This window comes from Nocardioides glacieisoli (assembly GCF_004137245.1).
GTDB classification, from domain to species: Bacteria; Actinomycetota; Actinomycetes; order Propionibacteriales; family Nocardioidaceae; genus Nocardioides; species Nocardioides glacieisoli.
This window is the reverse complement of record NZ_SDWS01000002.1, coordinates 265390-283188: the sequence shown is the minus strand read 5'-3', so window position 1 is coordinate 283188 and position 17799 is coordinate 265390. Positions and strand designations below refer to the sequence as shown.

The 17799-nt window shown below is 71.3% G+C and carries 17 protein-coding genes; 9 read left to right on the top strand and 8 right to left on the bottom strand.

All coding sequences use genetic code 11. From position 1 onward, the window contains the following. Positions 1-17: 17 nt before the first annotated feature. Positions 18-287 (top strand): DUF2277 domain-containing protein, encoded by a 270-nt coding sequence (locus EUA06_RS05500; RefSeq protein WP_129474015.1) that lies wholly within the window; start codon positions 18-20, stop codon positions 285-287. After that, complete coding sequence (locus EUA06_RS05495) at positions 284-1156, top strand: Sir2 family NAD-dependent protein deacetylase (protein ID WP_242497982.1); 873 nt, start codon at positions 284-286, stop codon at positions 1154-1156. Before EUA06_RS05500 ends, EUA06_RS05495 begins: the two co-directional genes overlap by 4 nt. Here the strand turns inward: EUA06_RS05495 and EUA06_RS05490 are convergent. Then, entirely contained in the window at positions 1153-1833 is a 681-nt protein-coding gene (locus EUA06_RS05490) for an iron-dependent transcriptional repressor DtxR (protein WP_129474014.1), read from the bottom strand. The genes EUA06_RS05495 and EUA06_RS05490 overlap by 4 nt on opposite strands. Before the next feature lie 62 nt (positions 1834-1895). Here EUA06_RS05490 and EUA06_RS05485 point away from each other — a divergent pair, with 62 nt between their 5' ends. The 3 genes from EUA06_RS05485 to EUA06_RS05475 are packed head-to-tail and all read left to right on the top strand — an operon-like array spanning position 1896 to position 5233. Further along, positions 1896-2681, top strand: coding sequence for a hotdog family protein (locus EUA06_RS05485; RefSeq protein WP_207208221.1), 786 nt, complete (start codon positions 1896-1898; stop codon positions 2679-2681). Further along, complete coding sequence (locus tag EUA06_RS05480) at positions 2678-3604, top strand: prenyltransferase/squalene oxidase repeat-containing protein (protein ID WP_129474012.1); 927 nt, start codon at positions 2678-2680, stop codon at positions 3602-3604. Before EUA06_RS05485 ends, EUA06_RS05480 begins: the two co-directional genes overlap by 4 nt. 48 nt (positions 3605-3652) lie before the next feature. Further along, positions 3653-5233, top strand: a complete 1581-nt coding sequence (locus EUA06_RS05475) for a glycoside hydrolase family 13 protein (RefSeq protein WP_129474011.1) — start codon at positions 3653-3655, stop codon at positions 5231-5233. A gap of 135 nt (positions 5234-5368) precedes the next feature. Here the strand turns inward: EUA06_RS05475 and EUA06_RS05470 are convergent, their stop codons facing one another. The 5 genes from EUA06_RS05470 to EUA06_RS05450 all read right to left on the bottom strand — a co-directional run bounded on the left by EUA06_RS05470 (position 5369) and on the right by EUA06_RS05450 (position 12249). Next, positions 5369-5818, bottom strand: coding sequence for a MarR family winged helix-turn-helix transcriptional regulator (locus tag EUA06_RS05470; protein ID WP_129474010.1), 450 nt, complete (start codon positions 5816-5818; stop codon positions 5369-5371). Further along, positions 5815-7404 carry an MDR family MFS transporter gene (locus tag EUA06_RS05465; RefSeq protein ID WP_340640778.1) on the bottom strand — a complete coding sequence of 530 codons (1590 nt, stop codon included), beginning with the start codon at positions 7402-7404 and terminating at the stop codon, positions 5815-5817. The genes EUA06_RS05470 and EUA06_RS05465 overlap by 4 nt, the downstream gene beginning before the upstream one ends. Before the next feature lie 520 nt (positions 7405-7924). Further along, complete coding sequence (locus EUA06_RS05460) at positions 7925-9925, bottom strand: ABC transporter ATP-binding protein (RefSeq protein ID WP_129474009.1); 2001 nt, start codon at positions 9923-9925, stop codon at positions 7925-7927. Next, positions 9925-11658, bottom strand: coding sequence for an ABC transporter ATP-binding protein (locus EUA06_RS05455; protein WP_129474008.1), 1734 nt, complete (start codon positions 11656-11658; stop codon positions 9925-9927). Before EUA06_RS05455 ends, EUA06_RS05460 begins: the two co-directional genes overlap by 1 nt. After that, positions 11659-12249, bottom strand: coding sequence for a TetR/AcrR family transcriptional regulator (locus EUA06_RS05450; RefSeq protein WP_129474007.1), 591 nt, complete (start codon positions 12247-12249; stop codon positions 11659-11661). It lies immediately after the preceding gene. A 121-nt stretch (positions 12250-12370) separates the two neighbouring features. On the opposite strand from EUA06_RS05450, the gene EUA06_RS05445 reads away from it, so the two are divergent. The 4 genes from EUA06_RS05445 to EUA06_RS05430 are packed head-to-tail and all read left to right on the top strand — an operon-like array spanning position 12371 to position 16093. Beyond that, entirely contained in the window at positions 12371-12955 is a 585-nt protein-coding gene (locus EUA06_RS05445) for a hypothetical protein (RefSeq protein ID WP_129474006.1), read from the top strand. Continuing rightward, positions 12952-15000 carry an alpha/beta fold hydrolase gene (locus EUA06_RS05440; protein ID WP_129474005.1) on the top strand — a complete coding sequence of 683 codons (2049 nt, stop codon included), beginning with the start codon at positions 12952-12954 and terminating at the stop codon, positions 14998-15000. Before EUA06_RS05445 ends, EUA06_RS05440 begins: the two co-directional genes overlap by 4 nt. A gap of 18 nt (positions 15001-15018) precedes the next feature. After that, positions 15019-15522: an RNA polymerase sigma factor gene (locus EUA06_RS05435; protein ID WP_129474004.1), complete on the top strand. Its 504-nt coding sequence runs from the start codon at positions 15019-15021 to the stop codon at positions 15520-15522. Next, entirely contained in the window at positions 15512-16093 is a 582-nt protein-coding gene (locus tag EUA06_RS05430; RefSeq protein ID WP_129474003.1) for a hypothetical protein, read from the top strand. Before EUA06_RS05435 ends, EUA06_RS05430 begins: the two co-directional genes overlap by 11 nt. Before the next feature lie 12 nt (positions 16094-16105). Here the strand turns inward: EUA06_RS05430 and EUA06_RS05425 are convergent, their stop codons facing one another. Both EUA06_RS05425 and pdxH read right to left on the bottom strand, forming a co-directional pair. Beyond that, on the bottom strand, positions 16106-17050 hold the full coding sequence (locus tag EUA06_RS05425) for an ATP-binding protein (protein WP_129474002.1): 945 nt from the start codon (positions 17048-17050) through the stop codon (positions 16106-16108). Positions 17051-17113: 63 nt separating this feature from the next. Beyond that, complete coding sequence (gene pdxH, locus EUA06_RS05420) at positions 17114-17761, bottom strand: pyridoxamine 5'-phosphate oxidase (protein ID WP_129474001.1); 648 nt, start codon at positions 17759-17761, stop codon at positions 17114-17116. Positions 17762-17799 lie beyond the last annotated feature (38 nt).

Genomic DNA, 17799 nt, shown 5'->3' with positions numbered 1-17799 from the left:
CGTCGTACGCTCGACGCATGTGCCGCAACATCCGACCGCTGAACAACTTCGAGCCGCCCGCGTCGCGTGACGAGGTGACGGCCGCCGCGCTGCAGTACGTGCGCAAGGTCGCCGGGACGACCAAGCCGTCGCAGGCCAACGAGGCGGCCTTCTACGCAGCGGTGAAGGAGATCGCCCACATCACCGAACACCTGCTCGACGACCTGGTGACGACGGCGCCGCCGAAGAACCGCGAGGCGGAGGCGGAGAAGGCCCGGGCGCGGGCGCGGGTCAGGTACGGCGCGTGACCCTGAGCCGGTCGGCGTACGCCTTCACCCAGGGCGAGGCGCACGAGGCGGCTGAGGTGGACCCGGGCGAGGTCGAGGCGGCCCTCGACCTGCTCGCCACCCGGCCGCTGGTCGTGCTGACCGGCGCGGGCCTGTCGACCGACTCCGGGATCCCGGACTACCGCGGTCCGGGAGCGCCGGTGCGGGCGCCGATGACCTACCAGGAGTTCATCGCGACGCCGGAGGCGCAGCGCCGCTACTGGGCGCGCAGCCACGTCGGCTGGCAGCGGATGGGCCACGCCGAGCCCAACGACGGGCACCGCGCCCTCGCCGCGGTCGACCCGCTGCTGCTCATCACGCAGAACGTCGACGGTCTCCACGAGGCTGCCGGCTCGCAACGACTCATCGCGCTCCACGGCCGGGTCGCCGACGTCATCTGCCTGTCCTGCCGCGCGACGTCGTCGCGCGCTGCCCTCGCGGGGCTGCTCGACGAGCTCAACCCCGGCTGGATCGATCGGCACGGCTCGGCCCTCACCAAGCCCGACGGCGACGTCGAGCTCGACGAGACGGCGGACTTCGTGGTGCCGACCTGCGAGTGCGGCGGACCGCTGAAGCCGGACGTCGTGTTCTTCGGCGAGAACGTCCCCGCCGACCGCGTCGCCCGGTGCTACGCCGCCGTCGAGGCCCTCGGCACCGGCGGCGCGCTCCTGGTGGCCGGGTCGTCGCTGACGGTGATGAGCGGGCTGCGGTTCGTGAAGCGCGCGGCGGCCGGAGGCACGCCGGTCGTCATCGTGAACCGTGGTGCGACCCGGGGCGATGCGTTGGCGACGTACAAGCTCGAGGTGGGGACGAGCGAGTTCCTGACGGAGCTGGCGGCGCTGGTCGCCTAGCGCCGCACGAAGATGTGCTCCGCCGCCTCGACCACCAGCTCGGCGGTCTCGCCGCCGGAGCCGATCAGGATGCCCTCGTCGGTGCGGGCGATGGTGACGGTCTTGCCGGGGAGGGCGCCGACGCGGCGCAGCAGGCCCATCAGCTCCTCGTCCTTCTGCATCTCCTCGGAGATCCGCTTGACGTGGACGAGCTGGTCCTCGGCGCCGGCGGCGAGCGAGAGCGGCTCGACGTCGGTCATGAAGTCCTCACCGCCGACGTCACCGAGCTCGTCGAGCCCCGGGATCGGGTTGCCGTAGGGCGACTCGGTCGGGTGGTCGAGCAGCTCGAGCAGCCGGCGCTCGACCGTCTCGGACATCACGTGCTCCCAGCGGCAGGCCTCGGCGTGCACGAGCTCCCAGTCGAGGCCGATCACGTCGGTGAGCAGGCGCTCGGCCAGCCGGTGCTTGCGCATCACGCGGGTGGCCAGCAGCTGGCCCTCGTCGGTGAGCTCGAGGTGGCGGTCGCCCTCGACGGTGAGCAGCCCGTCGCGCTCCATCCGCGCCACTGTCTGCGACACCGTCGGTCCCGACTGGTGCAGCCGCTCAGCGATCCGCGCGCGCAGCGGAACGATGTCCTCCTCCACGAGCTCGTAGATCGTGCGGAGGTACATCTCGGTGGTGTCGATCAGGTCACTCACGCGGGCCATTGTGTCCCATCGGTGGCTGCCGCGCTGCGCCCGCCCGTGGCACAGTGAGGCCGGTGACCGAACTCCTCGTCCCTCAGCGTTTCTGCGGTCCACCCGACTCGGGCAACGGCGGCTGGACCGCCGGCGCGCTGGCCGCCCTGGACGACGCCGACGCCCCCGACGACCGGTCCGACGGGTGGCCCGCGATCGAGGTGTCGCTGCGCCAGCCCCCGCCCCTCGACTCCCCGATGCAGGTCGACACCGACGCCGGCGTGCTCACCGCGTCGTTCGGCGGGGCGGTGATCGCCACTGCCCACCGGGTCGACCGCGACCTGCTGGAGGTGGAGCCGGTCTCCCCCGAGGTCGCGACGGGCGCCGAGTCGTCGTACCCCGGACTCGACTTCCACCCGTTCGCGACCTGCTTCGCCTGCGGTACGTCGCGCAGCGAGGGCGACGGCCTGCGGATCTTCCCCGGCCAGACCGGCGACGGCCCCGCCGGCGCCCTCGTCGCGGCCACGTGGACGCCGCACCCCAGCCTCCACGAGGACTGGCACACCTATGTCGACGAGACGCCGCGCGCGTCGGTCGCCACCACGTGGGCGGCGCTGGACTGCATCGGCGGGTGGGCCGGCGACCTCACCGAGCGGCTGATGGTGCTGGGCCGGATGACCGCGCGGGTCGACGACCTCCCCGTGATCGGTGAGCCCCACGTCGTGGTCGGCGAGGGCCGCGGCCAGGACGGCCGCAAGACCTTCACCGCCGCGACGCTGTACGACGCGGACGGCCGCGTGGTCGCGACCGCGGAGCACACCTGGATCGCCGTCGACGCCGAGCTGTTCGGCGGCCGGATGCCGGGGTGACGAGCTCGACCGACGTCGTGGCGTGGCTGCTCGCCGGCGACGTGGCCGTGGCCCACCAGACGACGCGCGACCTCCTCCGGCGCGACGACCCGTCCCTCCGCGCTCGCATCGCCACCGAGGGACATGGCGCGGTGCTGCTCGCCGCACGCAACCCGGACGGTCACTGGGGCCGTGGCTTCTACCAGCCCAAGTGGACAAGCACCCACTACACCCTGCTCGAGCTGCGCAACCTCGGCCTGCCCGGTGACCACCCGGCCGCGGTCGAGTCCGTGGGCCTGGTCCTGGCCCACGAGAGGGGGCCTGACGGCGGCCTCGATCCGAGCCACCGCGCGACCGTCAGCGACGCGTGCATCAACGGCATGGGTCTCCGCTACGCCAGCTGGTTCGGAGCTCCCGAGGTGCACCTGACCGGGCTGGTCGACGTCCTGCTGTCGCGCGCGGTATCCGACGGCGGCTTCAACTGCCACCACCGGCCACCGCGCAACCCGGTGTCGCACTCGTCCCTGCACACCACCGTCTCGGTCCTGGAGGGGTTCACGGACTATCTCGCAGCCGGCCACCGGCACCGTCGGCGGGAGGTGGGTGCGGCGATGGGCTCCGCGGTGGAGTTCGTCCTGCGGCACGAGCTGTTCCGCAGCGAGAAGACGGGCGAGGTGATCCGGCAGGACTTCCTGGTGCCGCACCATCCCCCACGCTGGCACTTCGACATCCTCCGCGGACTCGACTGCCTTGCCGCAGTGGGCGTGCCACCCGACCCCCGGATGGATGCCGCGCTCGAGGCCCTGCTGGCCAGGCGCCGCCCGGACGGCCGCTGGACGGCGCGGGCCTGGCCGGGTCATACGCACGTGCCGGCCGACCCCGCGGACCGCTCACGATGGGCGACGCTCACGGCACTGCGAGTGCTCGAGCGCTACGCGAGCTGAGCGACGCGATCTTGACCCCACCCCCCGGGCTGTTGAGAGGATTGGGCCATGGCTGATTTGAACGATCCAACCGTCACGTGGTGGCGCAACGCCGTCGTCTACCAGATCTACGTCCGCAGCTTCGCGGACAGTGACGGCGACGGCATCGGCGACCTGCCCGGCATCACCTCGCGGCTGCCGCACCTGGCCGACCTGGGCGTCGACGCCCTCTGGATCACGCCGTTCTACACCTCGCCGCAGCACGACCACGGCTACGACGTCGCCGACTACCGCGACGTCGACCCGCTCTTCGGCCAGCTCTCCGACGCCGACGACCTCATCTCCCGCGCGCACGAGCTCGGCCTGCGCGTGGTCGTCGACCTGGTGCCCAACCACTCCTCCGACGAGCACGAGTGGTTCCAGGCCGCCCTGGCGGCCGAGCCGGGCAGCCCCGAGCGCGCCCGCTACCTCTTCCGCGACAGCGAGGACGGGAAGCCGCCCAACAACTGGTCGTCCGTCTTCGGCGGTCCGGCGTGGACCCAGGTCGACGACGGCCAGTGGTACCTCCACCTCTTCGACTCCTCGCAGCCGGACTTCGACTGGCGCAACCCCGAGGTGCCCGAGATGTTCGAGGGCGTCCTGCGGTTCTGGCTGGACCGCGGCGTCGACGGCTTCCGCGTCGACGTGGCGCACGGTCTCTTCAAGGAGGCCTCGCTGCGCGACCAGGTCGTCGACTCCGACGTCGAGCCTGCGAGCGGCGCGCACGAGATGGTCGAGCGCCAGGTCACCGACGAGCCGATGTGGGACCAGCCCGAGGTGCACGGCGTCTACCGCTCCTGGCACGACATCCTCGACGAGTACGGCCCCGACCGGATGGCCGTCGCGGAGGCGTGGACCTCGACCGTCGAGTCGATGGCGAAGTTCATCCGTCCCGACGAGCTCGACCAGACCTTCAACTTCGCGTGGCTGCTCGCCGAGTGGTCGGCCGAGACGTTCGCCGAGGTCATCACCGACACGCTCGCCTCGGTCGCGTCGACCGACGCGTCCCCGACGTGGGTGCTCAGCAACCACGACGTGACCCGCCACGTCACCCGCTACGGCGGCGGCGCGCAGGGCCTGGCCCGCGCCCGCGCGGCCACGATGACGATGCTCGCGCTGCCCGGCTCGAGCTACCTCTACCAGGGCGAGGAGCTCGGCCTCGAGCAGGTCGACGTCGCGCCGGAGTTCCGCCAGGACCCGTCGTACCTCCGCACCGGCGAGGTCGGCCGCGACGGCTGTCGGGTGCCGATCCCGTGGAGCGGCACCGAGGCGCCGTACGCCTTCGGGCCCGGCGCCGAGCAGCCGTGGATCCCGCAGCCCGCCGACTGGGCGCCGCTCACCGTCGAGGCCCAGACCGGCGACCCGACGTCGACGCTGGAGTTCTACCGCGACGCACTGCGCGTGCGCCGTGACTTCGCGTGGACCGCGGGCGAGGCGGTCGAGGTCGTCGGCACGGACAACGACGTGCTGACCTTCCGGCGCGGCCCGATCACCGTCGTGCTCAACTGCGGCGACGCCCCGGTCGAGCTGCCCGACGGCGAGGTGCTGCTCGCGAGCGGGCCGGTCGAGGGCGGCAAGCTCGGGCCCGACACGGCCGCCTGGCTCCGCTGACTCACCTTTCCCCAGCCCTCCCGGGTAGTCCGCTGCGAAAAGCCGGTGCTGCGTCGTGCAACACCCGCCTTTTGCAGCGGACTATCCCGGCGGGGGTCTCGGGCTGTGGAGACGGGGCCGGGTTTTGGGTGGAGGTCAGTCGTCGGAGAGGGCGGTGTTGTACGCCGCCAGCTGGTCCGCGAACCCCGACAGCTCGGCGTCGCTCCAGCCGGCCAGCCGCTTGTCGAAGCGGTCGCTGCGGTGCTGGCTCATCACCTCGAGGCGCTTGCGGCCCTCGGTGGTGGCGTCGACCAGGATCGCGCGTCGGTCCTCCGGGTCGGGCTTGCGCTCGACGAGGCCGAGGTCGACGAGCGCCTGCACCTGACGGCTGACCCCGCCCTTGTCCATGCCGAAGGCGTCGGACAGGTCCGCCCCGCGCATCGGGCCGTTGGCGGCGAGGTGGGTGAGGATGAAGTACGTCATCGGGTGCAGGTCGGGGTGCACCTCGCGGGCGCGCTCCCCGATGACCCGCTTGACGCGGCGGATCAGGCTGCCGACCTCGGCCTCGATGCGACGCAGGTCGTCGTGACGGGTCACGGTGCTCACGCCTGCGGGGAGTTCTCGGCCATGAGCTCATCCTCGCGCTTCACCGAGGTGCGCAGTGGGACTTCCTTGATGAAGAGCACCGCGATCAGCGCGCCGACGGCGAAGGGCAGGGCCACCAGGAAGATGTGACCGGTCGCGTCGCCGTACGCACTCTCGAAGATGGCGCGGATCGGGGCGGGCATGGTGGAGACGTCGGGGACGCCGCCCTTCTGGTGCGCGACCTGGTCCGCGAGCTCCGGGTTGGCCGCGACGAGCTTGCCGAGACCGGCCTTCACCGCGTCGGCGACCTGGTGGGCCAGTACGGCGCCCAGGGCGGCGATGCCGACCGAGCCACCGAGCGAGCGGAAGAACGCGACGACGGACGAGCCGGCGCCCATGTCGGCGAGAGCGATGGTGTTCTGCACGGCGAGCACGAGGTTCTGCATCGTGGCGCCGAGGCCGAGGCCGAGGACCGCCATGAAGATGCCGGTGTGCCACAGCGGGGTGCCGGCGTCGATCGTGGACAGCAGTGCAATGCCGGCGATGACGGCGACCATGCCGCCGACGAGCCAGCGCTTCCACACACCGGTGGCGGAGATGATGCGACCGCTGAGGATGCTCGAGACGAGCAGGCCGCCGACCATGCAGATCGACATCAGGCCGGCCTCGGTCGGGCTCATGTCCTTGGCCTGCTGGAAGTAGAGGCTGAGGTAGACCGTCGAGCCGAACATCGCGACACCGATCAGCACCGAGGCGACCGTGGCGAGCGTCAGCGTGCGGTCCTTGAAGAGGCGCAGGGGGATGACGGGGTCCTTGGCCACGTTGGCCTCGACGTGGATCGCCGCGGCGATGACCGCGACGGCTGCGGCGACGAGCAGGCCGCTGGTCCACGAGGTCCACTCGAAGTTGATGCCGCCCAGCGAGACCCAGACGAGCAGGATCGAGACGCCGCCGACGAGCAGGAAGGCGCCGAGGTAGTCGATCGAGACGTCGTCGCGCTTCACGACGGGGAGGCGCAGCGTCTTCTGCAGCACGACGAAGGCGAGGGCCGCGACCGGGAGACCGGCGAAGAAGCACCAGCGCCAACCGACGGTGTCCACCAGGACGCCACCGACGAGCGGTCCGCTGACCGTGGCGAGGGCGAAGACCGCGCCGATGTAGCCGCTGTAGCGACCGCGCTCGCGCGGGGAGACCATCGTGGCGATGACGACCTGGACGAGCGCCGTCAGGCCGCCGACGCCGAGGCCCTGCACGACGCGGGCCCCGATCAGCACCTCCATCGACGGCGCGAAGCCGGCGATGAGCGAGCCGACCGAGAAGATCACCAGGGCCGTCTGGACGAGCAGCTTCTTGTCGAAGAGGTCGGCGAACTTGCCCCAGATCGGAGTGGTCGCGGTCATCGCGAGCATCGTCGCCACGACGATCCAGGTGTAGCCGGTCTGGCTGCCCTGGAGGTCGTCGACGATCGTCGGGAGCGCGTTGCTGACGATCGTGCTGGAGAGCATCGCGACGAACATCGCGAGGAGGAGCCCGCTGAGTGCCTCGAGCACCTGGCGGTGGGTCATCTCGCCCGCCTGCTCGGCGGTGAGGGTGGGAGCCTGGGTCACTGCGTGCCTTCGATCTTGGTTGCTGTTCGCAATAGTTGCTGAGAACAACCATACGTCGATGCTTCGTGGCCGACCACCCGGGGGCGACGAGACCTGTGCCACACCGGCGTACGGCCGGGGGCCGGGGGCCGGAGGCCGGGGGCCGGGGGCCGGGGGCCGGGGGCCGGGGGCCGGGATAGTCCAGTGAGGGATGGTCGGAGACGGCGCCGCCGGACAGCCAAAGGTCACTGGACTACCCAGGGCGGGCAGCCAGAAGTCACTGGACTACGACGGCACGGCAACACGACCCCGGACATGCAGCGACCCGCAGGCCTGCTGCCCCTCGGAGAGGGGCCCCGGCGGATGACACCGGGGGCCTGCGGGTCGGGTGGCTGCGATGGATTCGCCGGCAGCTGTCGGCGGACCGGGCTGCCTAGCGGGCAGCCACCTCACTCATCCGAAAAGAACTCATTCCTCGGATCACCTCCCTTCTGTGTACGACCAACGTACGTCGCAGCGCAGGGTCGCTCAATGGGATATCTCAGCCCACGGCCTCCTCGACCGGCGACTCGAACTGCGAGCGGTAGAGCCGTGCGTAGGCGCCGTCCACCGCGAGCAGCTCGTCGTGCGAGCCCTGCTCCACGATCGAGCCGTCCTCCATCACCAGGATGAGGTCGGCGTCGCGGATGGTGGAGAGCCGGTGCGCGATCACGAACGACGTACGGTCCGAGCGCAGCGCCGCCATCGCCTGCTGGAGCAGCAGCTCGGTGCGGGTGTCGACCGAGGAGGTCGCCTCGTCGAGGATCAGGAGCGCCGGGTCGGACAGGAACGCGCGCGCGATCGTGACGAGCTGGCGCTCACCCGCGGAGAGGTTCGAGCCGTCCTCGTCGATGACCGTGTCGTAGCCGTCCGGCAGCGAGTGCACGAACCGGTCGACGAAGGTCGCCCGTGCCGCCTCGAGGATCTGCTCCTCGGTGGCACCCGGCCGGCCGTAGGCGATGTTGTCGCGGATGGACCCGGCGAAGAGCCAGGTGTCCTGCAGCACCATCCCGATCCGGCTGCGCAACGCGCCGCGCGGGATCGAGGTGATGTCGACGCCGTCGATGAGGATCCGGCCCGACTGCGGGTCGTAGAACCGCATGACCAGGTTGACCATCGTGGTCTTGCCGGCGCCTGTCGGACCGACGATCGCGACGGTGCTGCCGGGCTGGGCCACCAGCGACAGGCCGGAGATGAGCGGCCGCTCGGGGTCGTAGGAGAACGACACGTCCTCGAACCGCACCTCGCCGTGCGCGTCCTCGATCGCAGCGGCGCGACCGTGCTCCTCCTCGACCTCCTCGGGGGCGTCGAGCAGCTCGAAGACCCGCTCGGCCGACGCGACACCCGACTGGAGCAGGTTGATCATCGAGGCGACCTGCGTGAGCGGCTGGGTGAACTGGCGGGAGTACTGGATGAAGGCCTGCACGTCCCCGAGCGACATGGTGCCGCTGGCGACGCGGAGACCGCCGAGCACGGCGATCACGACGTAGTTGAGGTTCCCGACGAACATCATGATCGGCATGATCAGGCCACTGACGAACTGGGCACCGTACGACGCCTCGTAGAGCTCGTCGTTCTGCTGGGCGAACACCCGCTCGGCCTCGGCCTGGCGACCGAAGACCTTGACGATCGAGTGCCCGGAGAAGGTCTCCTCGATGTGGGCGTTGAGGGTGCCGGTGCGGCGCCACTGCTGGATGAACATCCCCTGCGAGCGCTTCATCACCGCGCCGGTGACGAACATCGAGATCGGCACCGACACCAGCGCGACCATCGCGAGCAGCGGCGAGATGTAGAACATCATGACCAGCACCGCGACGACCGTCAGCAGCGAGTTGAGCAGCTGGCTCATCGTCTGCTGGAGCGTCTGGCTGACGTTGTCGATGTCGTTGGTGACGCGGCTCAGCAGCTCGCCGCGCGGCTGCTTGTCGAAGTAGCCGAGCGGCAGCCGGTGGACCTTGTCCTCGACCTCGGAGCGCATTCGCAGGACCGTGCCCTGCACGACGTCGTTGAGGAGGTAGCCGCCGAGCCACGCAAGCAGGGAGGCCGCGACGTAGATCGCGAGCACGATCAGCAGGACGTCGGCGACGGCCGAGAAGTTGACGCCGTCGGTGAGCTTCATCGACTCGAGCATGTCGGCCTGGCGGCTCTCGCCCCGGGCGCGCAGGGCCTCGATCGCCTGCTCCTGCGTCGCGCCGGAGCCGAGCACGTCGCGACCGATCAGGCCGGCGAAGATCAGGTCGGTCGCGAGCCCCAGGATCTTGGGACCGACGGCGGTGAGGACCACGCTGACCACGGTCAGCGCGAGGACGGCGTACGTCTTGGCGCGCTCGGGCCGGAGCCGGGCGAAGAGCCGCTTCAGCGAGGGCCAGAAGGTGTCGGCCTTCTGGCCGATCATCCCGCCGCCCATCGGGCCGCGGCCCGGTCCCGGGCCGGCGTCGATGCGCTCGGTCTCCTTGAGGGTCCCGGGCTCGCCCTTCGCGTCGGTGGTGGTGTCGGTGCTCATCAGGCAACCTCCTCCGCGGTGAGCTGGGACTGGACGATCTCCTGATAGGTCCCGCAGGTCGCGAGGAGCTCGTCGTGGGTGCCGGTGCCGACGACGGCGCCGTCCTCCATCACGACGATCCGGTCGGCGTGGCGGATGGTCGCGACGCGCTGCGCCACGATCACCACCGTCGCGTCGCGGGTCACGGGTCTGAGCGCGGCGCGGAGCCGGGCGTCGGTGGTGAGGTCGAGCGCGGAGAACGAGTCGTCGAAGAGGTAGACGTCGGGTTGCCGGATCACCGCACGCGCGATGGCCATCCGCTGGCGCTGGCCGCCACTGAGGTTCGAGCCGCCCTGGGCGATGTCGGACTCGAGACCGTCGGGCATCGCCTCGACGAAGTCCTTGGCCTGGGCGATCTCGAGGGCCTCCCACATCTCGTCCTCGGTGGCATCGGGCCTGCCGTAGCGCAGGTTGTCGGCCACGGTCCCGCGGAAGAGGAAGGCCTTCTGCGGCACCAGCCCGAGCCGGGACCAGAGGACCTCGGAGTCGATCTCGCGCACGTCCACGCCGCCGATCCGGACCGTGCCGGAGGTGGCGTCGAAGAGCCGGGGCACGAGGTTGACGAGCGTCGACTTGCCGGCGCCGGTGGACCCGACGATCGCGACGGTCTCCCCCGGCCGGGCCGTGAGCGACACCGACCGCAGCACCGGCTCGTCGGCGCCGGGATAGGCGAACGTGACCGCGTCCAGGTCGAGCTCCACGCGCGCGGGCAGCTCGGTCACCGGGTTCGCCGGGGGCACGACGGACGAGTCGGTGTCGAGGACCTCGGTGATCCGGTCGGCGCAGACCGACGCGCGCGGCACCATCATCAGCATGAACATCGCCATCATCACGGACATGACGATCTGCATCAGGTAGGAGATGTACGCCGTCAGGGCGCCGACCTCCATGTGGCCGTTCTCCACCCGGTGCCCGCCGAACCACAGCACTCCGACCGTCGCGACGTTGGCGACGATCATCACCGTCGGGAACATCGCGGCCTGCCACCGGCCGGCACGGACCGCGACGTCGGTCAGCTGGGCGTTGGCGTCGGCGAACCGGGCCGTCTCGTGGTCCTCGCGGACGAACGCCCGCACGACACGTACGCCGGTGATCTGCTCGCGCAGCAGGCGGTTGACCTCGTCGATGCGCTCCTGCATGAGCCGGAAGTTCGGCACCATCTTGCGCACGAGCAGGCCGATCGAGACACCGAGGACGGGCACGACGGCGAGCACCAGCCACGAGAGGCCGACGTCCTCACGGGCGGCCATGATGATGCCGCCGACCATCATGATCGGCGCGGCGACGAGCAGCGTGCCGGCCATCAGCACGAGCATCTGCACCTGCTGGACGTCGTTGGTCTCGCGGGTGATGAGCGAGGGCGCGCCGAACTGCTGCACCTCACGGGCGGAGAACGTGCCGACCCGGTGGAAGATCGCGGCTCGCAGGTCGCGGCCGAAGCCCATCGCGTTGCGCGCCGAGAACCAGACGGCGATGACCGAGCAGACGATCTGGACGAGCGAGACCGCGAGCATCAGCCCGCCGTGGCGGACGATGTAGCCGGTGTCGCCGGTGACGACGCCCCTGTCGATGATGTCGGCGTTGAGGCTCGGCAGGTAGAGCGCGGCCATGGTGCCGACGAACTGGAGCGCGACGACAGCCGCCAGCGGAGCGGCGTACGGCCGGAGGTAGGTGCGGACGAGGCGGAGCAGCATTCAGGAGTCCTTCTTCTTCTGCGGCTTCTTCAGTACGCCGTCGAGCAGCGTCCCGACGATCTGGTCGGGCGTGAGGATGTGCCCGTCGCTGATGTGGGGGTGGGTCCCGGAGAACGTGAGCATCCGGAGCATGTGCACGAGCTGGACCGGGGTGCAGGTGAGCTGGTCGGCGTCAGCCTCGACCACGGCCACCATGATCTTCTCGGCGCGACGACGGCCCTCCTCCATGTGCCGGTGGGCCTTGGGCGGGCCGACCATCCCCATCGCGCTCATCAGCAGGAAGATCCCGCGGAAGCGGTCCTGCAGGTGACGACAGAGGTCGGTCAGGCGTGCGCGCAGGTCCTGGTCGAGGTCGATCGACTCGAGGTCGGCGAAGAAGGGCTCCATGTCGAGCGCCTCCTCCACCGCGGCGGTGACCAGGTCGTCCTTGGAGTCGAAGACCCGGAAGATCGTGCCCTCCGCGACACCTGCCGCGTCGGCGATCTGCTTGGTCGTCACGCTGCGCCCGTGCTCGAGCAGCAGCGGGACGGTGGCCTCGACGAGGGCCGCGCGGCGGTCGTCGGGGGTCATCGGGCGGGCACGCGGAGTCACGCCGGCGAGTCTAAGTGAGTGAGCACTCACTCACAAGGAAGTATGTGCCGCGGTAAAGGTGGACGAGGGCGCCGGTCCTGTATGAGTCGACAAGGGACCACCGACCCCGAGGACGATCATCATGATCAAGCGCCACCGCTCGCCACGCCACCGCACCGTGGCCGTCGCCGTGCTGGGTGTGCTCACCCTCACCGCCGGCTGCGGGTCGTCCGACGGCGGCTCGCCGGAGGACGCGAACACACCGACCTCCAGCTCGACCGAGGCCCCGCCGGAACCCGAGACTGAGACCGAGGCGGCTGAAGCCACCCCGATCGACGGCACCTGGACCACCCCGACCCTGGCCGCGGCCGACTTCCGCCGGGTCCTGGCGGCGCACGGCCTCGGAACTCATGCCGACACGTTCCTGTCCGAGTACGGAGACGCGGTGGACCTGACCCTCGAGCTCGGTGGGGGCTTCTGGACCCTGTCGAGCAGCATCGACGGCGGGGCCACTGCGTTGGCGGATCGCGGGAGCTTCGAGCTCGACGGCACGAAGGTGGTCGTCCGGCCGAGCTCCGGCGGGAGGAACACCTTCCGCTGGAAGGTCGCCGGCGACGAGCTCACCCTCGACCTGGTCTCGACGACCGAACCGCCCTACGAGGGCGTGCCCGCCGAGACCTTCCTGCGCGGCCTCTACACCGCGAGTTCCTTCCGGAGCATGTCGTGACGCGGGTCGCAGCACTTGCGCTGACGCTGGTGATCGTCCTCGGCGGTTGCACGGCGGCCGACACGGAGACCCCTGAGCCGACCGCGTCCACCCTCGGCGGCACCGCGTCCGCCGCCGCCTTCGCCGAGACCGACTGCCCCGCGGACGTGGCGTCGGTCGTCGTCGGCGAGGTCACCTGCGGCTTCCTGACCGTGCCGGAGGACCGGGCCGCGGCCGGGAACGACGTACGCCTCTTCGTGGCGCGCATCGAGCCGCCCGAGGTGCTGCACGAGGACCCGATGTTCGTCGCCGGCACGGACCTCGCCAGCCTGCCCAACTACGGTGGCATCGCGCCGCTCGCGCAACGGGTCGGACGTGAGGTGATCCTGATGGACACCCGCGGCGTCGGCCACTCCGAGCCGAGCCTCGCGTGTCCCGAGGTGGACGAGATCCGCGCGACCACGCTGGCGACGGCCACCGACGACGTGCAGACGCGCACCACCTTCCTCGACGCGGTCGCCGCCTGCCACGAGCGCCTCACCGCGGACGGGGTCGACCTGTCCGCCTACCACCTCACCGCGATGGCGGCAGACGCCGAGGACCTGCGCACGGCCCTGGGGATCGAGGAGTGGAACGTCGTCTCCTACGGCACGGCGTCCCGCATCGCGCTCGAGATGATGCGCCAGGGCACCGACCACGTGCGGTCGGTGTTGCTCGACTCGCCCGAGGTCCCCGGTGCCGACCCGCGGCTCCTGGCCGTGGAGAGCACTCGCGAGAGCCTGGCCACTGTCCTGGCAGCGTGCGCCTCCGACAACACCTGTGCTGACGCCTTCCCGGACGCCGACATGCTGCTGGACAAGGCGCTCACCGCGCTCGGCGACGACCCGGTCACCGTGGCGATGACGGCCACAGGACAGGAGCCCGTCGACGTGCTCGTCGACGACGCGCTGCTGCTGCGGTTGCTGCGCGGGATGCTGTCCGACGGCGGGAGCAGCGGCTCGTTCATGCGAGCAGCATCGGTCCCTGCGATCCTGGACGGCGCCGCCTCCGGACGCCTCGACCAGCTGGCCGACACGCTCACCACGGTGGTCGCCGGCTCGCCGACGTACTGCCTGGGCTACCTGCCCAAGTGCCTGCCCCAGCACCGCGCCAGCATGGGCACCGCGTGGTCGGTGCTGTGCCACGACATCGCACCGAGGCACGACGCAGCCGAGACCACCAGCGCGGCCGGCACGGAGGGGACGGCCCTCGCCGCCGCGTACGGCAACAGCCCCTACGTCGACGTCTGCGACGCGTGGCCCGTCACCGTGGAGGACGCTGCCGATGTCGACGCCCCGGTGCAGTCCGACATCCCGGTGCTCACGATGGTGGGGGCGTTCACGCCCTACTCCCCGGAGGCCGTGGTGCGCGACGGCCTGGCCGGGCTGAGCGGGCTCACCCTCGTGGTGGACCCGACCGGCGGGCACAACGTGGTGGGGTCCGACTGCCTGGTGTCGATCCGCGGCGCCTGGCTCGACGACCTCGACCTCAGCGCCGAGGAGCAGGACTGCCTCGCCGGCCAGACCACGGACTGGACGACCGACCTGGCCGAGCTCGGGGCGGTTCCGTCACCCACGAAGGCACCCGATCCCGGGACGGGCACCGGGGCGAGCGACGCCGGGCTGGAGGGAGTGTGGGAGGCCGACCTCTCCCGCACCGAGATCCGTCGAGCACTGGCCGAGGGCGGCTTCGACGGCCTCGCCGAGAGGTTCTTCGCCTCGGAGGAGATCGGCGCCGAGGGCGTCCGGACGCGCACCACCTTCGAGGACGGCCAGTTCAGCCAGGCCTACCTCGGCTCGGACGGGGTGTGGCAGGTGGGCTGGGAAGCGGCGATGACGGTGACCGGAGACCGCGTCGAGATCGTCGACGACGCGGCCGGCAGCACCGACACCTTGCGATGGACGGTCGCGGACGGCCGCGTCCGGTTCAGGCCTGTCGCGACGACGTTGCCCGTGTACAACGGGCTGCCCCAGATGGCCTACTTGTGGGCGTACTTCGCCGCCGACGCGCACCAGCGTGCCGGGTGAGCGGGAAGGGGCGAGGGCGTGGATGCGGACGAGGAGTTCAGGTGGTTGTTCGTCAACGACTACCCGTCCGTCGTGCGCACCACCTACCTCGTGCTGCACGACCACGCGCGCGCCGAGGAGATCGCGCAGGACGCGTTCGTCCAGCTGCTGCGGCACTGGTCGAAGGTCCATCAGTACGAGTCCCCGTCGGCCTGGCTGCGCCGGGTCGCCATCCGGCTCGCGGTCAAGGAGGCCAGGCGTGACCAGAGGCGTCTCGTGCTGACCCGCCGCGACCACGAGACTCCTCGCCCCGCTGCCGCCGGCGGACCGGTCGAGGTGGACGAGGAGCTGGTCGCCGCGATCCGGACGCTCTCACCGCAGCAACGATCGGTGGTGGTGCTCTTCTACTACGAGGACCGGCCGATGGACCAGATCGCCGAGATCCTGGGCTGCACGCCGGCCACGGGCTGGGTGCACCTGCACAAGGCGCGCAAGCGCCTCGGCGCCCTCCTCCGGACGGAGGTGCACACCGATGTCGATTGACCAGCGGCTGCGCAACGGACTGCACCCGGCGGACCCCGACCACGGGCTCGACACCCTGGCCGCTCTCCGCCGGGTGGAGCAGCGGGTCACCAGGCGCACGCGTGCGACCCACGCGGCCCTGTCCGCGCTCGTCGCCGCCGCCCTGGTGGCCGTCATCGGCGTGGGCGCCGCGTTCCAGCAGGGACGTCCGGACACCCCGGACGTGGTGGCGGCAGAGCCGTCCGAGCGTGCCCTCATCGGGACCTACGTGGTGGACGTGCCGGACTCGCCGGTGGCGCGCATCGAAGGCCTGGTCGGTCGGTGGGTCATCTCCCTGGAGGCCGACGGTGCTCTCGAGCTGCGGCCGCCGCCGTCGTACACCGGTGCAACGACCGGCGCCGCCTGGCGGGTGGAGGACGAGCTCCTCCGCACCGACGCGCTCGTGGAGCCCGGGTGCCAGGCCGACAACGGGTACGTCGGCACCTACAGGTGGTCGCTCACCGACGACCTGCTGGCGTTCAGCCTGGTCGACGACGCGTGCGACGTGCGTCGTGCGCTGTTCACGAGCTCCGCCTGGGAGCGGGTGCCCTGACGCACCGGCCGCTCAGGCGCTGCGCGGCCATGCAGGCCACGGCACGGGCGCAGCCTCGTGCGTCGTCTGCCCGAACACCTCGTGGGTCATCCAGGCGCGGAGGGTCCGCAGCTCCGGCGGCGAGGCGAGGGTCAGCAGGCGCCCGTCCTCGCAGAGCACGTCGGCCCGCTTCACCGCCTCCTGCAACCGAGCGACCAGGACGCCGAGCTCGCGGGGCATCGCCATCTCGATGTCGACCGAGGCCATGCCCTCGGCGCGCGCCCGTTCGGCGGCCCGCCGGCCGGTGAGGCGGGCGTGCGTCGGGGACACCAGGAGGCCGTGGATCTCCTCGGCCAGCGCGGCGGAGTCGTCGTTGCCGGCGTCGAGCGACAGCAGCTGCAGCTCGCGCACCAGCTCGTCGAGGTGGCTGTCCTGCTGGAGGCTCAGCTCGACCGGGCAGTCCAGCAGTCGCACGAGCGCCCAGCCCGGTGGCAGGGTGCCCGGCGCGGCGTCCGTGTCGCGTACGCCCTCGGGCTCGACACGCTGGTGCACCTCGTCGTGGTCGACGAGGTCGGCCCACACCCGCTTGCCGCCGGCGGTGTCGTCGGCCCCCCACAGGTGGGCGACCATCGCCACGATGACCAGTCCGCGTCCGGTGGCGCCCAGGTCCGGCCAGTCGGCATCGTGGTCGCGGTGCGCCCGCGGGCGCACCGCGTCGACCGGGATCGGGCCGTCGTCCTCGACGGACACCCGGATCCCGCCGGCACGCGCACCGCGCTCGAGCGTGACGTGCATGAACTCGGCCGCGGCATGCAGCGCAGCGTTGCCCGACAGCTCGCTGACCACGAGCTCGGCGGCCTCGACCAGGTCGACCTCGCCCCACGCGGTGAGGCCGTCGACGACGAACCGGCGAGCGGCGGGGACGCTGGAGGCATCGGCGACGAGCCGCACCTGCAACCGCTCCGGCGCCTCCTGCATGGGAGGGAGGCTATCGACTCCGCGATCCCACCGCGCCCGGGAAACCGCGGACGTCCGTCGCAGCTACGGCGCGAGCCGCTCGACCGTCCAACCCGCGCCGGAGCGCCGGTAGACCAGCCGGTCGTGCATCCGGCTCGGCCGGCCCTGCCAGAACTCGACGACCTCGGGGCGCACCCGGTAGCCGCCCCACTCCGGCGGCACGGGCACCTCTCCGTCGGAGTCCTCCGTCCCGAAGCGCTCCTGCACAGCGGCGTACGTCTCCGCGAGCTCGGCGCGCGAGGCGACGGGACGCGACTGCCGCGAGGACCAGGCACCGAGCTGCGCGCCCCGTGGCCGCGAGCGGAAGTAGGTCGCGACCTCGTCGGCCTCGAGCACCGACGCGACTCCCTCGACGCGCACCTGCCGCTCGAGCGGGTGCCACGGGAACAGCAGCGCACAGTGGGGGTTCGCGCCGAGCTCGTCGCCCTTGCGCGAGGCCTGATTGGTGAAGAACACGAACCCGTCCGGGCCGACGCCCTTGAGCAGGACCACCCGGCTCGACGGCCGGCCGTCCGTCGTCGCGGTCGCGAGCACCATCGCGTTGGGCTCGTGGACGCCATCGTCGACGGCCTGCTGGAGCCACCGCTCGAACATCTCGATCGGGTCGGCGGCCAGGTCGGGGAGGTCGAGCCCGCCGCGGCCGTACTCCTCGCGCAGTCCACTCAGGTCCATGTCGCGAGACTAACGACGCGGTGCACAATGAGCCGTCC

Coding starts and splice junctions, on each gene's coding strand:
- pdxH (WP_129474001.1), bottom strand. CDS start 17,761: ATGGACCTGAGTGGACTGCGCGAGGAGTACGGCCGCGGCGGGCTCGAC.
- EUA06_RS05430 (WP_129474003.1), top strand. CDS start 15,512: ATGTCGATTGACCAGCGGCTGCGCAACGGACTGCACCCGGCGGACCCC.
- EUA06_RS05445 (WP_129474006.1), top strand. CDS start 12,371: ATGATCAAGCGCCACCGCTCGCCACGCCACCGCACCGTGGCCGTCGCC.
- EUA06_RS05460 (WP_129474009.1), bottom strand. CDS start 9,925: ATGAGCACCGACACCACCACCGACGCGAAGGGCGAGCCCGGGACCCTC.
- EUA06_RS05475 (WP_129474011.1), top strand. CDS start 3,653: ATGGCTGATTTGAACGATCCAACCGTCACGTGGTGGCGCAACGCCGTC.
- EUA06_RS05500 (WP_129474015.1), top strand. CDS start 18: ATGTGCCGCAACATCCGACCGCTGAACAACTTCGAGCCGCCCGCGTCG.
- EUA06_RS05455 (WP_129474008.1), bottom strand. CDS start 11,658: ATGCTGCTCCGCCTCGTCCGCACCTACCTCCGGCCGTACGCCGCTCCG.
- EUA06_RS05425 (WP_129474002.1), bottom strand. CDS start 17,050: ATGCAGGAGGCGCCGGAGCGGTTGCAGGTGCGGCTCGTCGCCGATGCC.